Source organism: Desulfatibacillum alkenivorans DSM 16219, from assembly GCF_900142135.1.
Classification (GTDB): domain Bacteria; phylum Desulfobacterota; class Desulfobacteria; order Desulfobacterales; family Desulfatibacillaceae; genus Desulfatibacillum; species Desulfatibacillum alkenivorans.
In genome coordinates this window covers 82,981-105,070 of the sequence record NZ_FQZU01000017.1, presented here as the reverse complement: position 1 = coordinate 105,070, position 22,090 = coordinate 82,981, and the positions used below count along the sequence as shown (strand labels likewise).

Here is a 22,090-nt window from a genome sequence, read left to right as displayed (position 1 = left end):
AGAACTGGAGGAGGCAAGGTAGTCATCAAATTCCTCAAGGGTGAAAACAGGATGTCTGGCAAAAAAATTATTGTATTTCATGATGCCGCCTCTATTTGACAAAGTATAAATATATCACATATAAATTTATATATATCTATTGATTATGTCAAGTATAAAATTTGTGTAATATGTCATATTTTCGAGATATCAATAAAAAAATAGGATATGTTTCAAATTTTTGTCAAAAATGACTCAAGTTCGAAATATCCGAGGTCTTGCCGTCTTGACGGTTATACTATCCGCGAAACTAATGGGGATGCCTTATGATTTGTTGTGGCTGAGTATTAGCTGTAACGGTCTTTCTATCCACGTGGACTTATCTTCCTCGAACAGCTCGTTGTTGGTTTTTGGAAACCAAATGGTCAGGATGTTTCCCCGAGGGGATGGGCCGTGGACGATTTTTTGAAACTTGGGCTGATACGTGTTTTTTAATACCTTCGGCGTTCATTTCGGTTAGCTCTTCCAAGGATAACTGAAGTTCATCAATTTTTTGGGTATAGCGTATTTCTTGGTTTTTCGCCTCTTTTTGTCCCAATAGAAAGGAGCCAAAATGCCCAATAGCAGTGAGGCAAATTCCAGATATGAGTGTCCATTTGAAATCAGAATCAATATAGCCAAATGCACTGCACCCAAGACCTATAATGACCAGCATCTGGAACGGTAATTGGGAGGGCATAATGTGTCACCTCATTTATTGTATATTGTTCCTTGGAGTTGATGGCATTGAGTAGATTTTGTAAAAATAATATCTTGCTTCAATCTGTCAAGTAGCTATTTTGATGTTTTTACTGGGGGGTGCCAACTGTACCAGGACGGTGTTAATCCAAAAGTTCTATCAGAAACAAAAAAGTGGTTACGACAATAGTCGTAACCACTTGATTTTGTAGTAAAAAGACTTGGTGCCGAAGGGGAGAGACGTTGAATCCCTTATGAAAACGGTATGTTACTAATTTATTTGCGTTTTTTCTTACTCATTTGAAACTTTTTGTACAATTTTGGCCGCACAATCGCAATCAGTTTGCGTCTTTTGAATTTCGTATTTCCTGGCTCTTGCAATAAATTTGGGGTTAATTCCCTGCTGGGACCATAGCCTGATTTGCTGCTTTGGCGTTGCTCCTTCCTGTAATTGCTGGCCTGGGGCCTCGAAATACTCAATCAGTTCGAACTCATCTCGGCGCCTCCTGCACCGTGTGCTTCCTGAAAAGGCGACTTTTCTGCATTTTTATATAAAGCCAAGCAAAAAGGATTAAGGCGATGAGTTGGGAGAAAAAACCTATCGTCTGTGCTTATCGTCTATGTTTTTTTGTCTCAGACAATTCGGTTGTCCGCCGCAAGTTTAACTGCTCCTTAAGTCCAAAAAAAGAATTGACTGCAACGGGCAACGGAGTTAATTTAACCATCATCATCAATACAAATTGAAAGATAATCCTATCTGCATTTATCATCTCTTAAGGAGATTCCTATGCAGTTTTGCCAGCGCCGAAGGCTGCTTTTTAAAGCCATTGCCCTATGTTTGTCTTTTATGCTTCCCGCCATGAGCGTATTGCCTCAGCTCGCCAGGGCGGAATCACAGTTCGTTTACCAAAAAGAATCCCTGTACTTTGTAGCCCAGCCAAAGTATTCCGTGGACTTGGAGCGCCTGCTGGACGCCTGCCCGGACCCCACGGATACGGATGGCGACGGATTGCCCGACCGAGTGGAAAAAATCCTGGGAACCGACCCGGAATTGACCGACTCGGATTTCGACCGTCTGGACGACTATTACGAGGCGGAAATCGGCTTAGACCCATTGTCGCCTGATTCCAACAAGGACGGGTTGTCCGATTATATTGAGGAAAAGGAATGCTCCAACCGCGATTTCGACGGCGACGGGCTTCCCAACGCCTGGGACGGGGATAACGACAACGACGGCGTCTACGATCCGCTGGACCTCTCCCCTTTTGCATGCTCCATCGCCAAGCCGAGTTTCAGGTTCCATGTGCACACCACGGGAAAGCCCATGTATATAAACATCCAGGTGCGCCCCCGGGACCCGAAACACCTGCGCCTGCCTTTCCAGTATTTTGACTGGGTGGACGGGGATGACAAGGGGACCATGCAGGATCGGGACAACTCCAAGAAGGATGTGTGCATCACCCCGGTCCTGGAGGTTTCCGCCAGCAGCCTGCCAAATAGCGACGATCTGGACAAATACGGCATCTATGTGATCGATGGCAAAGCCTATGTCCCCCTATACACCACGGACCATTTCGGGTCCCCTTCGGCTTTCAATGGCCGCATTTACTATCCCGCCGACTGGCAGGACCGGGATATCACCCTTGACGCCAGGCTCATCTGGATGGTCACGGGCAAGACGGACCAGGGATTGGTTGCGCCGGGCGACGACGCCTATTATCAGGGGGAACTGGGCGCCAATGACAGTGACAGTATGGGCGGCGGCATGGCCATGGGCGATATCAACGGCAACGGAAGGCCCGACATGGTGTTCACGGCCGTGGAGGCCGGAGAGACTTCGGATTCCGAGGATTCCCTGTCCTATCTCATCGGATGGGACATCAACAGCGCGGGCCAGCCCACTTCCTGGAGCGAAAAGAAAAGCATCCTAAGCGGCGGGAAGCATATCCAGGGAGCGGACGCGGCCCTGGCCGACCTGGACGGAAATGGCATGCTGGAAATGCTCCTCATGCACGCCGACAATCCGGAAGGCGCCAACACATTCCGATACCATGTGGCCTGGAACCTGGATGCAAACGGCGATCCCGCCGGAGGATGGGGCTTCCTGCAAAACTCCCCGCCCATGGCGAATAATAACGCCGGAGCCGGCGCGGCCATCGGCGACATTGACCGGAACGGCGATCCCGACTATCTGTTCGCCGCCATTGATAAAGACAGTGCTGATAAGGAGTTCAACTATTATATCGGCTGGAACGTGGATTCCGAATACGGCTTGGCGTCTTCCTGGAGCGCCCTGAAAACCGCTCCAGCAATCGTGGACAATCCCGCCGGCGCAGGCGCCGAATTGGCGGACCTGGACGGCAACGGGACGCTGGACCTCATTCTCATGGCCCTGCAGGAGATGGACGGGGCCAACCGAATGTATTTCCGGGTGGGATGGAATCTTGACGCTTCCGGGGAGCCGGAGTCCTGGAGCATGGTCTCCCAAGGGCCGTTTTTCGGCGGCGTGACGACGGGCGGCGGCATCGCGGCCCATGACATCAACTTGGACGGAAAACTGGACCTGGTCATGACGGCCATGGAGGACCGGGGAGAGGACCCGGACGGTTTTGTGGCGCGCATCCAGAATACTTTTCAGGATTCCATGGGCAACGCGCCCATCAACCTGGCCAAATATCGCGAGGACGCCATACTCACCGGATTCACGGTGGAGGAAAATCACGGCTCCCAAGTAGGCGTGTTTTATTCCGACGACGTGGAACAGACCATGCTGGCCAACGTGCAACTGGCCTATGAATTCCTGCGGGGCCGGGAAACCCTTTCCGATGTTCCCGCCCGCCTGTCGGGTCTCGGCATTTCCGTGGCGTCCGACGTCCAGTCTTTCGGCCACCAGGACGAGGCAATGGCGGCACTTACCGGCTCCATGACGCCCGAAGCCCTGGAGGCCCTTTCCCCGGGCGAATCCCTGCCCATAGCCTGCGCCTTTGAAGACAAGGCGGCCACGGTGGAAATGGGTCAGGTCCAGGACCATGTCCGGTACCAGGGCAACACCTTTATCGTGGACATGGCGGACGCTCCTGTGGTCACCTCCAAGCGCATCATCACGCCGTGGTACAACACGGACACAAAAGAGGAGCTGAACGCTTTCGATGTCAGTTCCCAGGCAGGATCATTCGCCTGGGCCGACGGATTGACCGGGGAGGATCAAAGCAATTTCCTGGACCTCGCCATGGCCTGGAACACCGGGGAGTCGGACATTTATCGCATGGAGGAGGTAATCAGCCCCCAGCCCGATGAGTCCAGCAAGGTCATGAGCAAGGTCGAGCTTGGCGGCAAGGGCCTGGCCTCCCTGGGCAGGCTCGCGGTGGGCGTTCATTCCACCTACAAGGCGGCCAAGGTGCTCCGGGCCACGACAACCATCAGTAACTTCAAACTCCAGTACGGATCGGTGTCCCAGGCCAAAGTGGGCAGCGTGAGCAAACTGGACCGATTCATCAAGGGCGTCGGCGCCATGGGATGGGTCTTCACGGCCGGAGTGGCCATGTTCGCCTTTTTCCAGATCGCCTCCTCCCACGGATGGTCCAACCTGGGCATCTATTCCGGGGCCATGTACGCCGCCCTCATGACCGCCTACGCCATAGGGCTCTGGGCCATTTCGTGCATTCCCATCGTGGGCGGCATTATTTCCGGCCTGGTGGCCTTGTCGGACCTGCTCGTGGGTTGGATCACCGGGTCGGGATGGTCCCAAAGAGTGATGGAAGCCCTTGTGGACTTTTTTGTGACCACGGATGAACTGAGCAGGGTGGATTTGAGAGCCCTTGGCAGCGATGTCACCATTACCGACTACGACGGCAACGGCCTGGACGTGGGGGACCGCATTGGAATCACCTCCCGATTCCAGGAATATGTGTACCGGTATGGCCCGGGTTATACCAATTACTGGCAAAGCAGCTACATCAAGCCCTATTATGCACTCTCGCCCGGAATGGAAGAGTGGGGAGGACATTGGGAAGAAATCACGGACGAGGACTGGTGGTATCCCGGCTACTATTTCAAGCGCTGGTGGAATATCGGGGTGTGGATCGAACTGCCCAACGAAAATGCCTGCAACAATTTTCCGTTCACCTTCCGGCTGAAATCGGATTACAAGGTCTATTACGAAGTGTGCTCGACAGGCTGCGACGTGCATAGCACCACGGACACGGCTTATTCGGATTACTCCACCATCTATTTTGACGTGCTGCCAAAGAACCTGGAACAGTTCCTGGGATGGTCTACGGTGATCAAACCCCTGGACACGGACGGCGACGGCCTCATGGACGTGGACCAGGACGGAGATGGCGATCCGGATGCGGAAATGGATTCCGACGGACAGGTTTGCACGGCATGCAGCCCCCTCATGTGGGACACGGACGTGGACGGCCTGTCCGATGCCTACGAGGTGGAAACCACGGGCACCAACCCCAACAACCGCGATTCGGATTTTGATGGCATCCCGGACGGGGTGGAAATCATCATCGGCTCCAATCCCAATAAAATTTACGACCGGGACACGGACAACGATTTTCTCCAGGATTTGTATGAATACTGGGGATGGGGCATCTTCATTCCCCTCGGAGAAACCTCCGTGCCCATGCACGTGTATCCCAGCCTCTCCAAAAGCGACGCGGATGGCGACGGCCTGCTTGATTACATGGAAAGCCTGACCAGGACCAATCCCTGGAACACGGATACGGACGGTAATGGAATTCCGGACTCCCAGGAACCGGCCTTGGCCCGCTGCTGCAGCCCCCCGGTCACGGATTACGGCCGGGACCAGGGAGACCTCAGGCTGCCCGTCCGTCCCCTTTCCAGTAGGCGCGCCGATCCCGGGGAGTATGTCTCGTTCGACGTATGGTGCTATTTTCAAAATAGACTGTTGACCACCGGCACCTGGGAAACGGTCCAGTACGGCGTCACTTCCGGGGCTGGCTCCGGGTCTTTCTGGCCCTCGGGGGTAGTCAACCAGGGGAACAGTGGTTTTTTCAAGAGCTACTGGGGTGGCAACCTGCCCGAGGAACCCGGTGTCTTTTTCATCCGTTTCTATAACTATTGGCAGGACCTTGAAACCATGCCGCCGGACGAGGACCTGCCCATCATCGGGGCCATCAACAGCACGGGCGGGGACGGCTGGCTTTCCACGGGCGAGGACAAGGACGGCGACGGGCTCATCGACCTCAATGAATACCTCGGATGGCCCGTGGCCTACCGCGACAACTGGGGAGAGCAATCCTACATAGCCACCTGCGACCCCACCATGAAGGACACGGACCTGGACGGACTCACTGACGCGGAGGAATACGCGGCGGGCGCCGATCCCAGGGACAAGGACACCGACCACGATTGCCTCACCGACAAGCAGGAGGTGGACCTTGGAAGCAACCCCCTCAGCGCGGACACGGACAGCGACGGATACTGGGACATGGACGAGTTCCTCGCAGGGATGAGCCTTTTCTCTGCGGATTCAGACGGCAACGGTGAGACAGACAACATTACCCTGGGCAAGGGCATTGATCCCCTGGCCAACCTTCCCATGGCACTCCAGAACGACACGGCGAAAACACCGCCCAACCAATCCGTAACCGTGGACGTCCTGGCAAACGACATTTTCTATGGGGACGGCTATCCGGAGGTGACCGAAGTGTCCACTCCAGGCCACGGACAGGCCCAGACCGACGGCGAAAATGTCACCTACACTCCCGATGCCGATTATACGGGCCAGGACTCCTTTGCCTACACCGCGTCCCATGGCGGACAAACAGCCATGGCCACCGTGATCGTCACCGTGGCCGAAATCAATCAGGCTCCCAAGGCATATGCGGACTCCTGCTCCGTGGTCTGGAACGGGTCCGTCTCCCGCCTGGACACCCTATCGGGCACAGTCCTTTCCAATGATACGGACCCCGAGCACGCTCCCCTCACCGCCGTGCTTACGGTCCAGCCCCAGCACGGCTCCGTGACATTGAACAACGACGGAACCTTCACGTACCAGCACGACGGCTCCGCCACAGGCCAGGACGTTTTCAACTACAAGGCCAACGACGGAGAAAACGACAGTAACGAGGCTTCCGTCCTGGTGAAAATTGACCTTACCGGGGATACGGACTCTGATGGACTCCTGGACTGGGAGGAAGCCGAAGCTGGGACCCTGGTTGACAACCCGGATACGGACGGGGACGGAATCCTGGACGGTGACGACCCCTATCCGCTCTATGTGATGGCTGACTTTGACGGGGACGGAAACCTGACTCTGGCTGATTTGGTTATGGGATTGCAGATACTTTCAGGCTGCGCGCCATCAGGCGTCCAGGCCCAATACAATGGCCCGGGGAACGACGTGGACGGCGACGGCCTGATCGGCCAGGAAGACATTATTTTCCTGCTGCAAACCCTGGCTGGCTCCAGGAATTGAAGGCATGAGAAAACATCATGATGTAATTCGTTTTCTTCGTTGCGAGGGCGCTTGAATTTTTCCGGCGCTTTGCCGGTATAAATGGCGGTCCAATCCTGAAAGAGAGACAATGAATATCTCCGGAAAGCTCCTCATTGGAATCATGGCGTTTTGGGTTGCATCAACCTGGCACTCTCTTGCATGGGCGGGTTTTAATGACGAATTCAACAGCGCCGCACTGGATTCGCGGTGGGAAGTGGTTAATCCCAATCCGGCATCCTCCATATCCATGACGGGAGAGGCAGTCCGCATCACCGCTTCAGAGGCCAACGGGGGATCGGACTATTATTATGGATCCAACTACAACGCACCTCGAATTCTTCAGCCGGTTTCCGGCGATTGGATGTTGGAAATCAAGCTGGATTTCAACCCCACCACAGATTACCAGGGCGCCGGCATAATCTTGATCCCCCAAGGGCAAGACGCATCCTCAAGCAACGGCAACCGAATTGCCGAAAAGGCGTTTTCCGGGGGCGCCAAAGTAATCAGATCAGTCGGGACAAATGTTCCTTGGACCGCTAATTTGGCTTATATCAGGCTGTCCAAAAACGGCTGCACCTATACAGGTTGGGTGAGCGCCGACGGAACGGACTGGACGCTCAATGGAACCTGGGAAGACTCCAGCCAAACCGACACAGCCTATGTGGGATTGTTCTCTATCCGGCAGCCCTGGACCGGGTCGGCCACATCCACGCCGGAGTTCGACTATTTTCGATTTGCCGAGAATCTTGAATGCATGGCTCTTCCTGAGGGGGCGGTGTCCTGGTGGGGCGGTGACATGACCGCTGCAGACGGGTTGGCCGATAATAACGGAGTCCTGATCGGAGGAGCCGGTTACGCAGACGGCTATACAGACCAAGCCTTTGCTTTAGACGGCGTGGACGACGCCGTACGCATCACGGCCGCACAGTCCCTGAAACTTCAAAATCTTACCATGGAAGCCTGGATTTTTCCCGAATCGGATGGCTTCGGTCCTGTCCTGGAGTTTAACGAGGAATCCGGAGTACTGCCGTCATATGGCCCCAATATGGGTATTTTGGCTTCTGGTGCGGCGTATGGCAGCGCAACAAGTTACGCCTCTACTTTTCTGGAGTCCGGCGCGGGGGCTGTTACACTATATGCCTGGAACCATTTGGCGTTCACTTATGACATTAGCTCCGGAGTCGAAACACTTTTTATCAACGGGGTCGCGGCGGAGCAAAAAAGCGTTGGGTCGCTGATCATGAAAACAAATTACCCGCTATATATCGGCAGGCGGCCGGCAAGTCACAATGGCCCTGATGACATCGCCAGTTTTCATGGCTTGATCGACGAGGCGACCATCTATAGCCGAGCGCTGAGCGCCTCCGAAATCCAAAGCATCTTTAACAAGGAAAGGCATAACAAATGCTGGCCTGGAGACGCCGACGGGGATCGGATAACTGATCTTGCCGATGCTATTTTGTGCCTACAGATTTTGGCGGCGACTTCACAAGAGAAAGCCAATGCTGGGGCCGCAGTGGACGGAGACGGAGCTTTAGACTTGCGGGAAATCTTGTTCATCCTGCGAAAGTTGGCAGGACTTTCCTAATCTTTATGCCGGGCAGGCTTTGCATGTCACCCGATATGTTTAACTGCGGAAATCAGGTATGATTGGGACTCCAACAAACACTGATAATGGGGATGATATGGGCGATTTACAGTTATTTTTGGAAATCAGTCACAATTCCCCGCCGGGGGCCAGGAGACCCGGCGTCCGCTCTGAAAGTCCAAGATTTTGCGCCGGACTGCTTCCAAGTCCGTAATCATGAAAATCACCGGGCATTCAACCAGGGAGATGTTTGATCGCTACTCAACGGTCGACGAAGACGACACCCGCCAAGCAGTGGAAAAAGTGACTTCCTTTCTGCATTTTCTTGACCAAAACCTTGACCAATCCCAAAAGTGAAAATAAAAAATGGGCTACGACTTTTGTCGTAACCCATTGATTTTGTTGCAAAAATGACATGGTGCCGAAGGGGAGACTCGAACTCCCACTGGAATACTCCAACTAGACCCTGAACCTAGCGCGTCTACCAATTCCGCCACTTCGGCATTTATGTCCTGGCCTTGCCCAAAAATTTTTGCTCTAATGGCCTTCCGGCTTGAGCTTCCGTTTTTCGGTTCGGCCTGTCCGGGAAAATGGTTGATTTCCCCGAACGGATGCACTAATTAAACGGATTCGGTTTGTATGTCAAGCGAAATATGGGAGCTTTTTTAACAAATGCAATTAATCGAGAACCTGGAAGCCATTAAGCAGCCGTTTTCAAAGGCTGTTATTACCATCGGAAATTTTGACGGGGTCCACATCGGACATCAGGCCCTTTTTTCTGAAGTCATCCAAAAAGCGGACTCCATCGGAGGCAGTTCCATGGCCATGACCTTTGAACCGCATCCGGCCCGTTTTCTGAAAAAGGAGAATTTTCCGCCTCTTATCACTCTGTATGAACAAAAAGTAGAGCTTATCAGCCGCACCGGACTGGACGCCCTGGTGGTCGTACCCTTCAACGAGGCCTTCGCCTCCCTGAGCCCTCGGGAATTTGTGGAGGACATCCTTATCAAGCGATTGGGCGTAAAAGTGCTGATTGTCGGACCCGACTATTGCTTTGGCAAGGGCCGGGAGGGCAACGTGGAATATTTGCAGCAAATTGCAGAACCCCTGGACTTCGAACTTATGGTGGTCCCCTGGATCGGCCAGGCTGGCCCCGACGGAGAGCGCATCAGCAGCACCCGCATCCGGGAACTTGTCCAGGACGGAAAAATCGACGAGGCCAAACGCCTTCTGGGCCGGGACTATCAGGTCCGCGGCATGGTGGTCAAAGGCCGCAACCGGGGCGGCAAGCTCTTGGGCTTTCCCACGGCCAACATCCACCTGACCGACGAGTTATGCCCCAAAACCGGCGTATACGCCGTCACCATGCAGGTGGATGACGCCGTGTATCCGGCCGTGGCCAATATCGGCTACAGCCCCACTTTTGACGATTACATTTTTACCGTGGAGGTCCACGCCCTGGATTTTTCCGGGGATCTGTACGACAAAAAAATCAAGGTGAATTTCATTGCCAGGCTGCGGGGCGAGATCAAGTTTCCCAACCTGGACGCCCTGATTGAGCAAATCCAGGAGGACATCAAAATCGCCAGGGAGATAATCCCCTTATGAAGGGAAAAAAATTAGTCCTTTCCCTGCTTGTGGGCCTGATCATTTCCGGGCTGGGCCTGTATTTTTCGTTCCGAAAGGTTCAATTCGAGCCTTTGATGAACTACATAGTCTCCATCAATTACTGGTGGACCCTGCCCGCCTTGGGCATGGCCATGATGAGCTTTTTTCTGCGGGCGTGGCGCTGGCGGGTGATCATGGGCTCGGTGGAGAAACTCGGCTTCTGGGAAGCCTACCACCCCATGATGATCGGGTTTATGATGAACTGCATTCTTCCCGGCAGGGTGGGAGAGCTTGCACGGCCGGCCATCTTGAAAAGGCGGAAAAACGTTCCGTTTTTTGAGACCCTGGCGACTGTGGCTGCGGAGCGGGCCTTTGATCTCATCATACTTTTAAGTCTGTTTGCAGTGGTGGCGGCCTATGTGCAGATCGATCCCAACCTGGAAGTGGAGGTGGATCAGTACACCATTTCCAGCAAGGTGCTGCAAGGGGCTGCATCGGCCATGACCCGGCTTTCCATTGTGCTGATTGCCGGAATCATTCTGGTGAGCTTTGAGTTTTCCCGCGGGCTCATGGAGCGGATTATCCTGGCGTCTCCGTCGATTCTGTTTTTCCTGAGCCTTAACGCCCAGGAAAAGGTGCGGCAAAAAATTTGCCTTCCCGTCGTGGGAATTATGAACGGAATCGCCCGGGGCTTCGCCGCCATCAAGGATTTTGGCAAGGTCCTGTTATGCCTTGGAATTTCCCTGGCGCTCTGGAGCTTGCTGGCCGGAACTTATTTTGTCATGGTTCAGGGATGTCCGGGTATTTCCATGTCGGCCTTGGAATTAACCGCCATGATGGTTATAATATGCTTTGCAATCTCTCTTCCTTCCGCACCGGGCTTTTGGGGCCTGTGGGAGGCTGGGGGGATATTCGCCATGGTGCTTTTTGGCGTGCCCCGGGACGAGGCCGCCGGATTTACCCTGGTCAACCATGTGATCCAGTTGATTGTGCCCATTATTCTGGGCCTGATCAGTGTGGTCATGACCGGAGTCAGCATCAGGCAAATTTCGAGCGCCGGCGAAGAACTGGCTGAAAATAATATTCAAACTACAGAGAGGGGATAGGCTTGTGGCTCTTTTGGACATAGTGACCTATCCGGCGCCCATTTTGGGTAAGCCGTGTAAACTTATTGAAAATATTGACGAAGACCTTGTTTGCCTCGTGGAGGACATGACCGAAACTTTGTACGACGCTCCGGGCCTGGGCCTGGCCGCCGTGCAGGTGGGCGTGGACAAAGCCATGCTGGTTTACGACGTGGCCGAGGATGAAGATTCGGAAGGCACCGGGCTAAAGGTGCTGATCAATCCCAAGATCGTCCACACGGAAGGCAAGGTGACTTCGGAAAACGAGGGCTGCCTGAGCGTGCCTGAGTTTCGCGCCGACGTTCCTAGGTTCGCCTGCGTGACCGTGGAAGGCGTGGACCAGGATGGCAAGCCTGTGAAGATCGATGCGGAAGGGCTGCTTTCCATTGTGCTGCAGCACGAGATCGACCACCTGGACGGCAAGCTGTTCATCGACAGAATCAGCTCCTTAAAGCGCAGCATGTACAAGCGGCGCGTGGCAAAGGCCATGAAGGCGGAAGGGTAGGAGCCTGTGAGAATCGTATTCATGGGCGCCCCGGACTTTGCCGTCCTTCCATTGAAAAAATTGTGCGAGCAAGGCCATGACGTGGCCGCGGTCGTCACTCAGCCGGACCGGCCCAAGGGCCGAGGCAGAAAGCTGGCGCCGCCTCCGGTCAAGGAAGAGGCTTTGCGCCTGGGCCTGCCGGTTTTGCAGCCGGAGAACCCCAAGGCCCCCGAGTTTGTGGAGGAGCTTGCAGGCTTTGAGGCCGACGTCTTTGTGGTCATCGCTTACGGGCACATCCTGACCAAAGATGTCCTGGCCCTGCCGAAAACCATGCCGATCAATATCCACGCCTCCATATTACCGGCGTATCGCGGTCCTGCGCCCATCCAGTGGGCCATCATCAACGGCGACGCCAAGACCGGCGTGACTGCCATGCGCATGGACGTTGGCATGGATACGGGCGACATTTTATCCATCGCCGAGGTGGAGATTTCGGATACGGACACCTCTCAGACTCTGCATGACAAGCTATCCCAGGCCGGAGCGGACTTGCTGATCAATATCCTGGATAATCCGGACTCCATCACTCCATCGCCCCAGGAGCACGACAAAGCCACCTACGCCCGAGCCCTGTCCAAGGCGGACGGGCGGATTCGCTGGGAAGAGCCCGCCTTCGCCATAGAAAGGCTGATTCGCGGCGTGACTCCCTGGCCCGGCGCTTTCACCTTTTTGGACGGCAAGCGCATGCGCATCCTGGAAGCCCGTTTATGGGACGAGCCCACCCAGGCCGCTCCCGGCACGGTAATTTCCAGCACGGGCGGCGTGTTTTTGGTTGCTACGGGCGACGGCGTGCTAAACATCACGCGGGTCCAGGGCGCTTCGGGCAAGCCCTTGAAAGCGGAAGATTATCTGCGCGGCGCCAGGATCGATCCCGGCGCCAAACTGGGATAAGCCGTGAAACCTCCTGCCGGCAAGGACAAATCACGCATTACTGCTGCGCGTATTTTGGATCGGCTGGAATCCGGCGATCAAGTCCTCGACGCAGTTCTGGACCGGGCCCTGGAAGAAGAGCCGGGGCTCACCCGCAAGGACCGGGCTCTTGTCATGGCTTTGGTCTACGGCGTTTTGCGCAATCGCGGCCGCATCGACTGGATAATCAGTTCGTTTTCCAAGACCAAGTTAAATAAAATTCAGCCCGAAATCCTGAATATTCTGCGAATGGGCGTGTTTCAGCTTTTGTTCCTGGATAGGGTGCCTCCGGCCCTGGCCGTGGATTCCTCCGTGGAAATGGCTAAAAAGGCCGCCCCGGTTTTTGTGTCCAAGTTCGTCAACGGCTTGCTGCGCAACGTGGAGCGAAAGGGCAGGGGGCTTCAGCTTCCCGATTTCGCAAAAGACCCGCTTAAGGCCGTTTGCGTGGCTGAGTCCTATCCCGAGTGGATGGTCAAACGCTGGATCAAACGCTTTGGAGCCGAAGAAACCCTGGAGCTTTGCAAGGCCGGCAACAAGATTGCGCCCCTAACCATCCGGGTGAATTCCCTGGTTGCAAACAGGGACGAGGTTGCGGAGGCAATTCGGGATCAGGTGAAAAGTCTTGAGATGCATGATTGGCCGCCCATGGCCATGTCCTTTGCAGCGCCTCAGGTCCCGATATTTGAGTTGCCGGGCTTTACTGCGGGAAAATTTTCCGTGCAGGACGCCGCCTCTCAGATGACGGCCCTTTGCCTGGGCCCTCAACCCGGAGAAGTGGTGCTGGATGCCTGCGCCGGGCTGGGCTCCAAAACCAGCCATATGGCCCAGTTGATGGACAACAAGGGAGAAATCCTGGCCGCCGATCTTGAGCCGGGCAAGCTCAAAAGGCTTGAAGAGGAAATGGCGCGGCTGAAGGTATCCATCGTCAAAACGCGGGCTTTGGATTTTAGCCGTGAGCTTCCACTGGAGCCTCAAAGTTTTGACAAGGTTTTGGTGGACGCGCCTTGCACGGGCTTGGGCGTAATTCGCCGCAATCCGGATTCCAAATGGTCCAAGACCCTGAATTCCATCCATAAGCACGCCAAACTCCAGAGGATGATCCTGTCCCGTGCTTCGGAACTGGTCAGGCCCGGGGGCTTGATCCTATACTCGGTTTGCAGTATGGAACCGGAGGAAACGGACGGCGTTATTAAGGCTTTTTTAAAGAACAATGAGGACTTCACCCTGGAGCCGAGTCCTTTGCCCAAAGAAGGGGATCAAACCATGCTGGACGAGCAGGGCTGCATGCGGACCTTCCCCCACAGGCAGGGTATGGACGGCTTTTTTGCAGCACGCATGAGGCGTCGAGCATGATCAAAAAACTGCCCAGGCTTCTAATATACATAGTGATTTTTTTCGCCGTCATGGGCGGAAGCGCCTATCTTTCCCTGCGTTTTCTGTTCGGCTCCGCCGACACGGTGACGGCCCCGGATCTTGTGGGAAAGGACGTGGTGTACGTTCTGCAAACTCTTTCCGCCATGGGCCTGAACACCAAAGTGGCGGGCATGCGCTATCATCCCGCAATTCCGGAAAACAGCGTGGTTTCCCAGGACCCGGAGCCGGGCAGGGAAATCAAGAAAGACCGGGATGTGCGCATCATTCTGTCTTCCGGGCCGGAAACCATGTCCATGCCCAGCCTGGTGGGATCGGATCTTCGCAGGGCGAGAATTTGGATCGAGGATAACGGCCTGAACCTCGTCTGGATCACCAGGGTGTATGACGACGCATTGCCGGACACGATTCTGGCCCAAGACCCCCTGCCGCCCGACTCCGTGGCGCGCGGCGCGGAAGTCCGCCTGCTGGTAAGTTTGGGCAAGCGCCCCAAGGCCATGATCATGCCGGATTTTTCGGGTTTGAACCCGGAAGACGCCATGCTGCTGGCCGAACGCTGGGGATTCAAGGTGAACGACGTCCGGGCGGTGAACAAGGTGGACCAACCGCCCGGAGTAGTGGTTGACCAGTATCCGGCGATGGGGTATCGCATTCTGGAAGGCCAGGGCATAGAGCTTACGGTGAACCGGCCCAAGCCTAACGACAACCGGAATAAAGGCCGAAGCCAGGGGCCTGGGTTTGTATCATTCCGCGTGCCTCCGGGATTCCTGAAAAGCCACATGGAGCTTAAGGTCAGCGTGGGAGGCGGCCTGCAGGTCCTATACGACGAATATGTTAGTCCGGGAACCCGGTTGTGGTTCCTGCTGCCGGACAAGGACGGGGAGTTTTTCCTGTACCGGGACGGCCGGATAATTAAGCAAAGCCGTGAAATATTTTTTTATGGGAGACTGAAAAAGTGAAGATTATAGCACCCTCGATTTTGTCCGCGGATTTCGCCCGTCTGGGCGAGGAAGTGCAGGCTGTTGAAAAAGCCGGAGCCGACTGGATTCACGTGGACGTCATGGACGGCCGGTTTGTGCCCAACATCACCATTGGCCCCGTGGTCTGCAAGGCGGTCGATCGGGTGACGGACCTTCCCCTTGACGTGCATTTGATGATCAAGCAGCCGGAATTGTACGTGGAGGATTTCGTCAAGGCCGGGGCGGATTACGTCACCATCCAGGTGGAATCCACCACCCATCTCAATCGGACCGTCAACCTCATCAGGGAGCTGGGCGCCAAACCGGGCGTGGTTTTAAATCCCACAACGCCTTTGTCCTCCCTGGAATGGGTGCTGGAATACGTGGACCTGGTCATGCTCATGAGCGTCAACCCGGGGTTCGGCGGTCAGAAGTTCATAGACAACAGCCTGCGGAAAACCGAAGCATTGGCTAATATGATCCAATCCAAAGGCCTGAATGCGCTCATTGAGCTGGACGGGGGCATTAATTCCAAGACCATCAAGTCCGCCTCCGACGCAGGGTGCGACGCCTTTGTGGCCGGTTCGGCCATTTTCGGCAGCGAAGATTATGCGGCGACCATCCAGGAGTTCAGAACCCTTTTGGGCGAAGCGTAAACCTGCGCCAGCAATTTGGCTTGGCGGGTAGGGGCGGGGTTTCTCCGCCCAAATGGGACGCAGGGCTTATCCTTCCAAAATCAGGCGCCCACAGGGGGCGCCGCTACATAGCGATGCCGATGCAATCAGCCATGTAGCTTCAGGGCTTGCCCTGCTTTAAAATAGGCGTCAAACGTCAAACGTAGATTTGACCCCATTCGGTGGAGGGAGTTGTGATGCAAAAAAACAAACCCGTCATACTGGTCCTGAACGGCCCGAACCTGAACATGCTGGGCAAACGGGAGCCCGAGGTCTACGGCTCCACCACCCTGGATGAAATCAACGAGGGCCTTAAAAGGCAGGCGGAGGAGCTGGGCGTGGAGGTTCAATGCTTCCAATCCAATTCCGAAGGCGCCCTGGTGACCAGAATCCAGGAGGCCTTTGAAAACGCGGACGGCATCATCATCAACCCGGCGGCCTACACCCATACCAGCGTGGCCATCCGGGACGCCTTGCTGCTGCATGACGTTCCCATTATCGAGCTTCACCTGTCCAATGTGTACAAGCGGGATGAGTTCCGCCACAAGTCCTTTGTCTCGGGCGTCGCCACGGCCCAAATGGCGGGATTCGGCGCCATGGGGTACAACATGGCCCTGCAGGCTATGGCTGACATGGTGAAGGGCGGCTAAAAATGGCGATCGTCGCTGCTTGACCCTTGCTCAATCTTTAAAAAGGCCTATTATTTGATTTGAGGCTGCGGTCCTCGACTAGTTTTTCCATCGATCCATATTCTTGAGGCGTTTATGATTGAGGATGATGACCATTTGGCGGAGCTGATAAATGCTCTCACCCAGGCGAAAAAACGAAGAATACTGGTCCAGATAGGCCGTCAGGACCTGGATGGAGAGGATTTTCTCTTCCATGGGTTTATATTGGATTTTTCCCGGGAGCACGTGCTCATCCAGTTGATCAGCGACCGGTTCGACCTGGACGGATACGAGGTGCTGCGGACGGAAAACATCACCCTGCTGGATTCGGAATTCGAACACAGGCGATTTTTGGAAAGAGCTCTGGGCATGCGGGGTATGCGGCCTATCCCTCTGGAAGGCATTGATCTAAAAGATACCCGCTCCATGTTCCGGTCCGTTGAAAAGTTATTTCCTTTGTTGGTTATTCACAGGGAATGGGATTCGGACGGAGAGTGCGAGGTCGGGCGCATCAAGATGGCCGCGGACGAGTTTTACACCCTGAAAGCCTTATCCCCCACCGCCGAATGGGTGGACGACGACAATGTGTATCGTTACAGGGACGTCACCAGGGTTTGCTTTGGGGGGGATTATGAAACCACGCTGGCCCTGGTGGCGGGGATTCAGGTTTAATTTTCGTTAGTGTAAAAATACTGAATAAAAATCCTTGACAGCCGCTTGACAGGCTTGTTACAAGGTCGCAGTTTTTGAAGCAGGAACTTTTACTCAAAAGGATTCGCAGAACGCACATGAAGAGCATTATTTCCGTTATCATTATTAGCCTCGGTCTTATTATCGTAGTAGGGGTACTTCCCTGCTACGGACGGGCTGGATAACGGTTAAATATACATAAGTTTTAAAAAAATCCGTTGCCAGCCCGCTGGCAACGGATTTTTTTTTGCCTTAAGGGCGAAAAAAACAAAATTTCGGCAAAAAGCATAAAAAAGGAAACCTAATGAAAAGCGATAATGTTCGAATCGGACTGGAAAGAGCCCCCCACCGCAGCCTTTTTAAGGCGATGGGCTATACGGACGAAGAACTGAACCGGCCCCTGATCGGGGTGGCTAATCCCATGAACGCGGTAATCCCAGGGCATGTTCATTTGAACAATATAGCCGAGGCCGTGCAAAAGGGCATTTATCTGGCCGGCGGCACTCCCGCAATATTCGGCGGCATAGGCGTTTGCGACGGCATCGCCATGAATCACGCAGGCATGAAGTACTCCCTGGCCAGCCGTGAAATTATCGCTGACTCCGTGGAAATCATGGCCACAGCCCATGCATTCGACGGTCTGGTTCTGATCTGCAATTGCGACAAAATCGTCCCCGGCATGCTCATGGCGGCGGCACGGATCGACATCCCGACGGTTATCATAAGCGGCGGCCCCATGCTGGCGGGCAGCCATCCCCAGGTGAAGAACGGTGACAAGATCGACCTGATCACGGTGTTCGAAGGCGTGGGCGCGGTCAAGTCCGGCAAGATGACCGAAGAGGAGCTGAGCCTGATGGAAGACGAGGCATGCCCCACTTGCGGCTCCTGCGCCGGCATGTTCACCGCCAACTCCATGAACTGCCTGACCGAAGTCATTGGCATGGGCCTGCCCGGCAACGGAACCATTCCGGCGGTCATGGCCTCCCGCATTCGCCTGGCCAAACAGGCGGGCATGGCGATCATGGACATGGTGGAAAAAAACATCACCCCCAGCCGGATCATGACGCCTGAGGCTTTCGCCAACGCCCTGGCCGTGGACATGGCCTTGGGCTGCTCCACCAACACGGCCCTGCATCTGCCTGCCATTGCTCATGAAGCGGGCGTGGAGTTCGACCTCAAACAAATCAACGAAATCAGCGCCCGGATTCCCCATCTGTGCCAGTTGAGCCCCGGCGGATATCATCGCATTGAAGACCTGAACAGGGCCGGAGGCATTCAGGCCGTTCTGGGCGAGCTGATCAAGCATAATTTGATTAACACGGATTGCCTCACGGTCACGGGCGGAACAGTGGGCGAAAACGCCGCCAAGGCCCGGATTCTGGATCCCGAAGTAATCCGTTCGGTGGAAACCCCCTACCACAAGGAAGGCGGCCTGGCCGTATTATTCGGCAACGTGGCGCCCGAGGGTTGCGTGGTCAAGCAATCCGCCGTGGTGGATAAAATGCTGGTTCATGAAGGCCCCGCCAGGGTGTTTGACTCGGAAGACGAGGCATCCAAGGCCATCATGGACGGTTTGATCAAGAAAGGAGATGTTGTGGTGGTGCGCTACGAAGGACCCAAAGGCGGTCCGGGCATGCGTGAGATGCTCACCCCCACGTCTGTAATCGCGGGCATGGGCCTGGACGCCGACGTCGCCCTGATTACGGACGGCCGCTTTTCCGGCGGCACCCGGGGCGCCGCCATCGGGCATGTCTCCCCCGAGGCCATGAGCGGCGGACCTATCGCCGCGGTTCGGGAAGGGGACATCATCAAGATAAACATCCCGGAAAAAACCATCGCCCTGGAGGTTCCCGAAGAGGAAATCAAGGCGCGTATGGCTGACTGGACCCCGCCGGAGCCCAAGATAACCAAGGGCTACATGGCTCGCTACGCAAGGAACGTGGAATCAGCCAGCAAAGGCGCGGTGGTTCTGTAATAGGGTTATTTCGTCATTAAGCAAGGAGGTGCACCATTAAACTCTCAGGCTCTGAAATATTATTGAAAATGTTGGAATCCGAAGGGGTGGACAGCATATTCGGCTATCCCGGAGGCGTGCTCATCGGTTTGTACGATGAGATGGCAAAGTCAAACATCCGCCATTACCTGGTAAGGCACGAGCAGGGCGCAGTCCATGCCGCCGACGGGTACGCCAGAATTTCCGGCAAAGTGGGCGTATGCCTGGTTACCAGCGGGCCCGGCGCGACCAACACGGTCACGGGAATCGCTTCGGCCTACTGCGATTCCATTCCCATGGTGGTTCTGACCGGCCAGGTTCCCACAAATCTCATCGGCAACGACGCCTTTCAGGAAGTGGACATCGTGGGCATCACCCGGCCCTGCACCAAGCACAACTACCTGGTCAAGGACGTGAACGAGCTGGCCGACACCATCCGGGAAGCCTTTCATATCGCCCGGAGCGGCAGGCCCGGCCCCGTGTTGATCGACCTGCCCAAGGACGTTTTGGCCGGAACGGCCAATTTCAAGCAGCCCAAGGGACCTGTGACCATGCGGTCGTACAACCCCACGGTCACGCCCAACACCAAGCAGTTGACCAAGGTCATTAAAGAGCTGATGAAGGCCAAAAAGCCCCTGATCATGGCCGGCGGCGGCATCATTTCCTCCAACGCCTCCCAGGCGCTGACGGATTTCGCCCGCAAGCTGCAAATTCCGGTAACCACCACCCTCATGGGATTGGGCGCCTTTCCCGGGTCCGACGACTTGTCCCTGGGCATGATCGGCATGCACGGCACCTACCGGGCCAATATGAGCACCGGCGACTGCGACGTCCTGCTGGGCGTGGGCGTTCGCTTTGACGACCGGGTGACCGGCAAGACCGACACCTTTGCGTCCCAGGCCAAGATCATCCATGTGGACATCGACCCCACGTCCATCCGTAAGAACGTGCCGGTTTCCATCCCCGTGGTGGGCGACTGCAAAGCCACCCTGGACAAGTTGAACGAACTCCTGACCGGGGAAAATTTGACGGAAATCCCGGAAAAACGGGCGCCCTGGCTGAAATGCATCGCCGAATGGAAGGCCGCCCAGCGTCTGGCTTACGAGCAAACCGACGTCATCAAGCCCCAATACGTGGTGGAAAGGCTGTGCAAGATTACGGAAGGCAAGGCCATCATCAGCACGGAAGTGGGCCAAAACCAGATGTGGGCCGCCCAGTTCTACGATTTTGATCAACCCAACCGGTTCGTCACCTCCGGCGGCCTGGGCGTTATGGGCTTCGGCCTGCCCGCGGCTATCGGCGCTCAGGTGGCGGCTCCCAACGATCTGGTTGTGGACGTTGCCGGAGACGGCAGCATCCAGATGAACATCCAGGAGCTGGGCACGGCCATGCAGCACAAACTGCCGGTTAAGGTGGTCATCCTGAACAACGGATACCTGGGCATGGTCCGGCAATGGCAGGAATTGTTTTTCGGCAAGCGGTATTGCGCCACTCAAATGGACGTACAGCCTGACTTCGTCAAGCTGGCTGAGGCTTACGGCGCAACGGGCCTGCGGGCGACCAAGCCCGAAGAGGTGGACGAAGTCCTGAAAAAGGGGCTTGCCGCCGAGGGGCCCGTGATCATGGACTTTGTGGTGGAGCGGGAGGAATGCGTGTATCCCATGGTGCCTGCAGGCGCGCCCATCACTGAAATGCTGCTGGTTTAAACCGGGTTTTATCCCGAAACAGATAAAGGAATAAACCATGTCCGAAGAACAACATGTCTTGTCCATTCTGGTGGAAGACCGTCCCGGGGTGCTTTCCCGCATAGCCGGGCTCTTTTCCGGCCGGGGATTTAATATCGCAAGTTTGTGCGTGGCCAACGCCGCTTCCGAAGGGTTGTCCCGTATTACGCTGGTTACCCAGGCCGACCCTTTGGTCATTGAACAGATCATCAAGCAACTGCGCAAGCTCATCAACGTGGTCAAGGTGACCGATTTGGCGGAAGGCCCGGCGGTCTACCGCGAAATGGCCCTGGTCAAGGTGAGCGCCAAGCCCGAGTTCCGGGCTGAGATTCTGCGCATTGTGGATATTTTCCGGTGCAAGGTCATTGACGTAAGCGCCGAGCATTACACCGTGGAAGTTACGGGCGACCAGGGCAAGATCACTGCTCTGCTGGATTTGTTGAAGCCCATGGGCGTCAAGGAAATCGCCCGGACCGGCGTAACCGCCCTGTCCCGGGAGCAAAGAAACGGAAACTAAAGCCAGGCGGCGATGAGAGCCGCTTGAAACAAGAAACCTTTTATTCAATTCAAAGGGAGCAAGTTCGTTCTGGGTAAAACCTGGATTAACAAATGATTTTACTTGGATTTCACACTCCCCACCCATCCTGCAGCCTAACCACGGCTTTTGCAGGGGCAGGAATTGACAGCCTGACCATGGCTCTTGCCGGGGCGAAATCCAATTGCCTAACCAAGGCGTCCAAAGGGACAGTCTCCCGCAACCTAACCAAGGCTTCTGCGGGGGCGATCCAATGCCTAACCAAGGCGCTTACAGGGAATAACTCTTATCGCCGCCTAACCATGGCGCAATCAAGAGCTACCCATACAGCCTAACCATGGCGCCCGTAAGGGCGGGCCATCAAGCCCGCCCTTACACCAAGTCCCTGGACGGTCCTGCGCTGAATCTGTGCAGGTTAAAAATATTTGCTATCCGGGTTCTTGAAAAATCGTACACGAAAAAACAGGAACGCACGGATTCACGCAAAGCAAAGAAACAGACGAATCCCGAGAAT

General features: G+C 55.3%; 15 protein-coding genes and 1 tRNA gene. 14 read left to right on the top strand and 2 right to left on the bottom strand.

Annotated elements, in window-relative coordinates; genetic code table 11:
* Nucleotides 1-358: 358 nt before the first annotated feature.
* On the bottom strand, nt 359-718 hold the full coding sequence (locus BUE18_RS14470) for a hypothetical protein (RefSeq protein ID WP_073476824.1): 360 nt from the start codon (nt 716-718) through the stop codon (nt 359-361).
* Nucleotides 719-1,504: 786 nt separating this feature from the next.
* On the opposite strand from BUE18_RS14470, the gene BUE18_RS14465 reads away from it, so the two are divergent.
* On the top strand, nt 1,505-7,168 hold the full coding sequence (locus tag BUE18_RS14465; RefSeq protein ID WP_073476823.1) for an Ig-like domain-containing protein: 5,664 nt from the start codon (nt 1,505-1,507) through the stop codon (nt 7,166-7,168).
* A 382-nt stretch (nt 7,169-7,550) separates the two neighbouring features.
* Nucleotides 7,551-8,777, top strand: coding sequence for a LamG-like jellyroll fold domain-containing protein (locus tag BUE18_RS14460; protein WP_170868373.1), 1,227 nt, complete (start codon nt 7,551-7,553; stop codon nt 8,775-8,777).
* Nucleotides 8,778-9,193: 416 nt separating this feature from the next.
* Here the strand turns inward: BUE18_RS14460 and BUE18_RS14455 are convergent.
* Nucleotides 9,194-9,280, bottom strand: a tRNA-Leu gene (locus tag BUE18_RS14455).
* A 169-nt stretch (nt 9,281-9,449) separates the two neighbouring features.
* On the opposite strand from BUE18_RS14455, the gene BUE18_RS14450 reads away from it, so the two are divergent.
* From BUE18_RS14450 to ilvN, 12 genes are all read left to right on the top strand, one after another.
* A complete protein-coding gene (locus BUE18_RS14450; RefSeq protein ID WP_073476821.1) occupies nt 9,450-10,385 on the top strand; it encodes a bifunctional riboflavin kinase/FAD synthetase in 936 nt (311 codons plus the stop codon).
* Nucleotides 10,382-11,491 (top strand): lysylphosphatidylglycerol synthase transmembrane domain-containing protein, encoded by a 1,110-nt coding sequence (locus BUE18_RS14445; RefSeq protein ID WP_073476820.1) that lies wholly within the window; start codon nt 10,382-10,384, stop codon nt 11,489-11,491. Before BUE18_RS14450 ends, BUE18_RS14445 begins: the two co-directional genes overlap by 4 nt.
* A 4-nt stretch (nt 11,492-11,495) precedes the next feature.
* On the top strand, nt 11,496-12,014 hold the full coding sequence (def, locus tag BUE18_RS14440; RefSeq protein ID WP_073476819.1) for a peptide deformylase: 519 nt from the start codon (nt 11,496-11,498) through the stop codon (nt 12,012-12,014).
* 6 nt (nt 12,015-12,020) lie between these two features.
* Nucleotides 12,021-12,944 carry a methionyl-tRNA formyltransferase gene (gene fmt, locus BUE18_RS14435; protein WP_073476818.1) on the top strand — a complete coding sequence of 308 codons (924 nt, stop codon included), beginning with the start codon at nt 12,021-12,023 and terminating at the stop codon, nt 12,942-12,944.
* Between the two features lie 3 nt (nt 12,945-12,947).
* Nucleotides 12,948-14,315, top strand: a complete 1,368-nt coding sequence (gene rsmB / locus BUE18_RS14430; protein WP_073476817.1) for a 16S rRNA (cytosine(967)-C(5))-methyltransferase RsmB — start codon at nt 12,948-12,950, stop codon at nt 14,313-14,315.
* Nucleotides 14,312-15,292, top strand: coding sequence for a PASTA domain-containing protein (locus BUE18_RS14425; protein ID WP_073476816.1), 981 nt, complete (start codon nt 14,312-14,314; stop codon nt 15,290-15,292). Before rsmB ends, BUE18_RS14425 begins: the two co-directional genes overlap by 4 nt.
* The gene (gene rpe, locus BUE18_RS14420) at nt 15,289-15,948 is read left to right on the top strand and encodes a ribulose-phosphate 3-epimerase (protein ID WP_073476815.1); all 660 of its coding nucleotides are present in this window, start codon (nt 15,289-15,291) and stop codon (nt 15,946-15,948) included. Before BUE18_RS14425 ends, rpe begins: the two co-directional genes overlap by 4 nt.
* 215 nt (nt 15,949-16,163) lie before the next feature.
* Nucleotides 16,164-16,616: a type II 3-dehydroquinate dehydratase gene (gene aroQ, locus BUE18_RS14415; RefSeq protein WP_073476814.1), complete on the top strand. Its 453-nt coding sequence runs from the start codon at nt 16,164-16,166 to the stop codon at nt 16,614-16,616.
* Between the two features lie 114 nt (nt 16,617-16,730).
* Nucleotides 16,731-17,306 carry a hypothetical protein gene (locus BUE18_RS14410; RefSeq protein WP_139264749.1) on the top strand — a complete coding sequence of 192 codons (576 nt, stop codon included), beginning with the start codon at nt 16,731-16,733 and terminating at the stop codon, nt 17,304-17,306.
* A gap of 322 nt (nt 17,307-17,628) precedes the next feature.
* Nucleotides 17,629-19,299, top strand: coding sequence for a dihydroxy-acid dehydratase (ilvD, locus tag BUE18_RS14405; protein WP_073476812.1), 1,671 nt, complete (start codon nt 17,629-17,631; stop codon nt 19,297-19,299).
* Nucleotides 19,300-19,334: 35 nt separating this feature from the next.
* Nucleotides 19,335-21,023, top strand: coding sequence for a biosynthetic-type acetolactate synthase large subunit (gene ilvB, locus BUE18_RS14400; RefSeq protein ID WP_073476811.1), 1,689 nt, complete (start codon nt 19,335-19,337; stop codon nt 21,021-21,023).
* A gap of 37 nt (nt 21,024-21,060) precedes the next feature.
* Complete coding sequence (gene ilvN, locus BUE18_RS14395; RefSeq protein ID WP_028314079.1) at nt 21,061-21,558, top strand: acetolactate synthase small subunit; 498 nt, start codon at nt 21,061-21,063, stop codon at nt 21,556-21,558.
* Nucleotides 21,559-22,090 lie beyond the last annotated feature (532 nt).

Excerpts from the sequence above, each read along its gene's own strand:
- BUE18_RS14470 (WP_073476824.1), bottom strand. The coding sequence starts at position 718 with ATGCCCTCCCAATTACCGTTCCAGATGCTGGTCATTATAGGTCTTGGG.
- BUE18_RS14465 (WP_073476823.1), top strand. The coding sequence starts at position 1,505 with ATGCAGTTTTGCCAGCGCCGAAGGCTGCTTTTTAAAGCCATTGCCCTA.
- BUE18_RS14460 (WP_170868373.1), top strand. The coding sequence starts at position 7,551 with ATGTTGGAAATCAAGCTGGATTTCAACCCCACCACAGATTACCAGGGC.
- BUE18_RS14450 (WP_073476821.1), top strand. The coding sequence starts at position 9,450 with ATGCAATTAATCGAGAACCTGGAAGCCATTAAGCAGCCGTTTTCAAAG.
- BUE18_RS14445 (WP_073476820.1), top strand. The coding sequence starts at position 10,382 with ATGAAGGGAAAAAAATTAGTCCTTTCCCTGCTTGTGGGCCTGATCATT.
- BUE18_RS14425 (WP_073476816.1), top strand. The coding sequence starts at position 14,312 with ATGATCAAAAAACTGCCCAGGCTTCTAATATACATAGTGATTTTTTTC.
- aroQ (WP_073476814.1), top strand. The coding sequence starts at position 16,164 with ATGCAAAAAAACAAACCCGTCATACTGGTCCTGAACGGCCCGAACCTG.
- BUE18_RS14410 (WP_139264749.1), top strand. The coding sequence starts at position 16,731 with ATGATTGAGGATGATGACCATTTGGCGGAGCTGATAAATGCTCTCACC.
- ilvD (WP_073476812.1), top strand. The coding sequence starts at position 17,629 with ATGAAAAGCGATAATGTTCGAATCGGACTGGAAAGAGCCCCCCACCGC.
- ilvN (WP_028314079.1), top strand. The coding sequence starts at position 21,061 with ATGTCCGAAGAACAACATGTCTTGTCCATTCTGGTGGAAGACCGTCCC.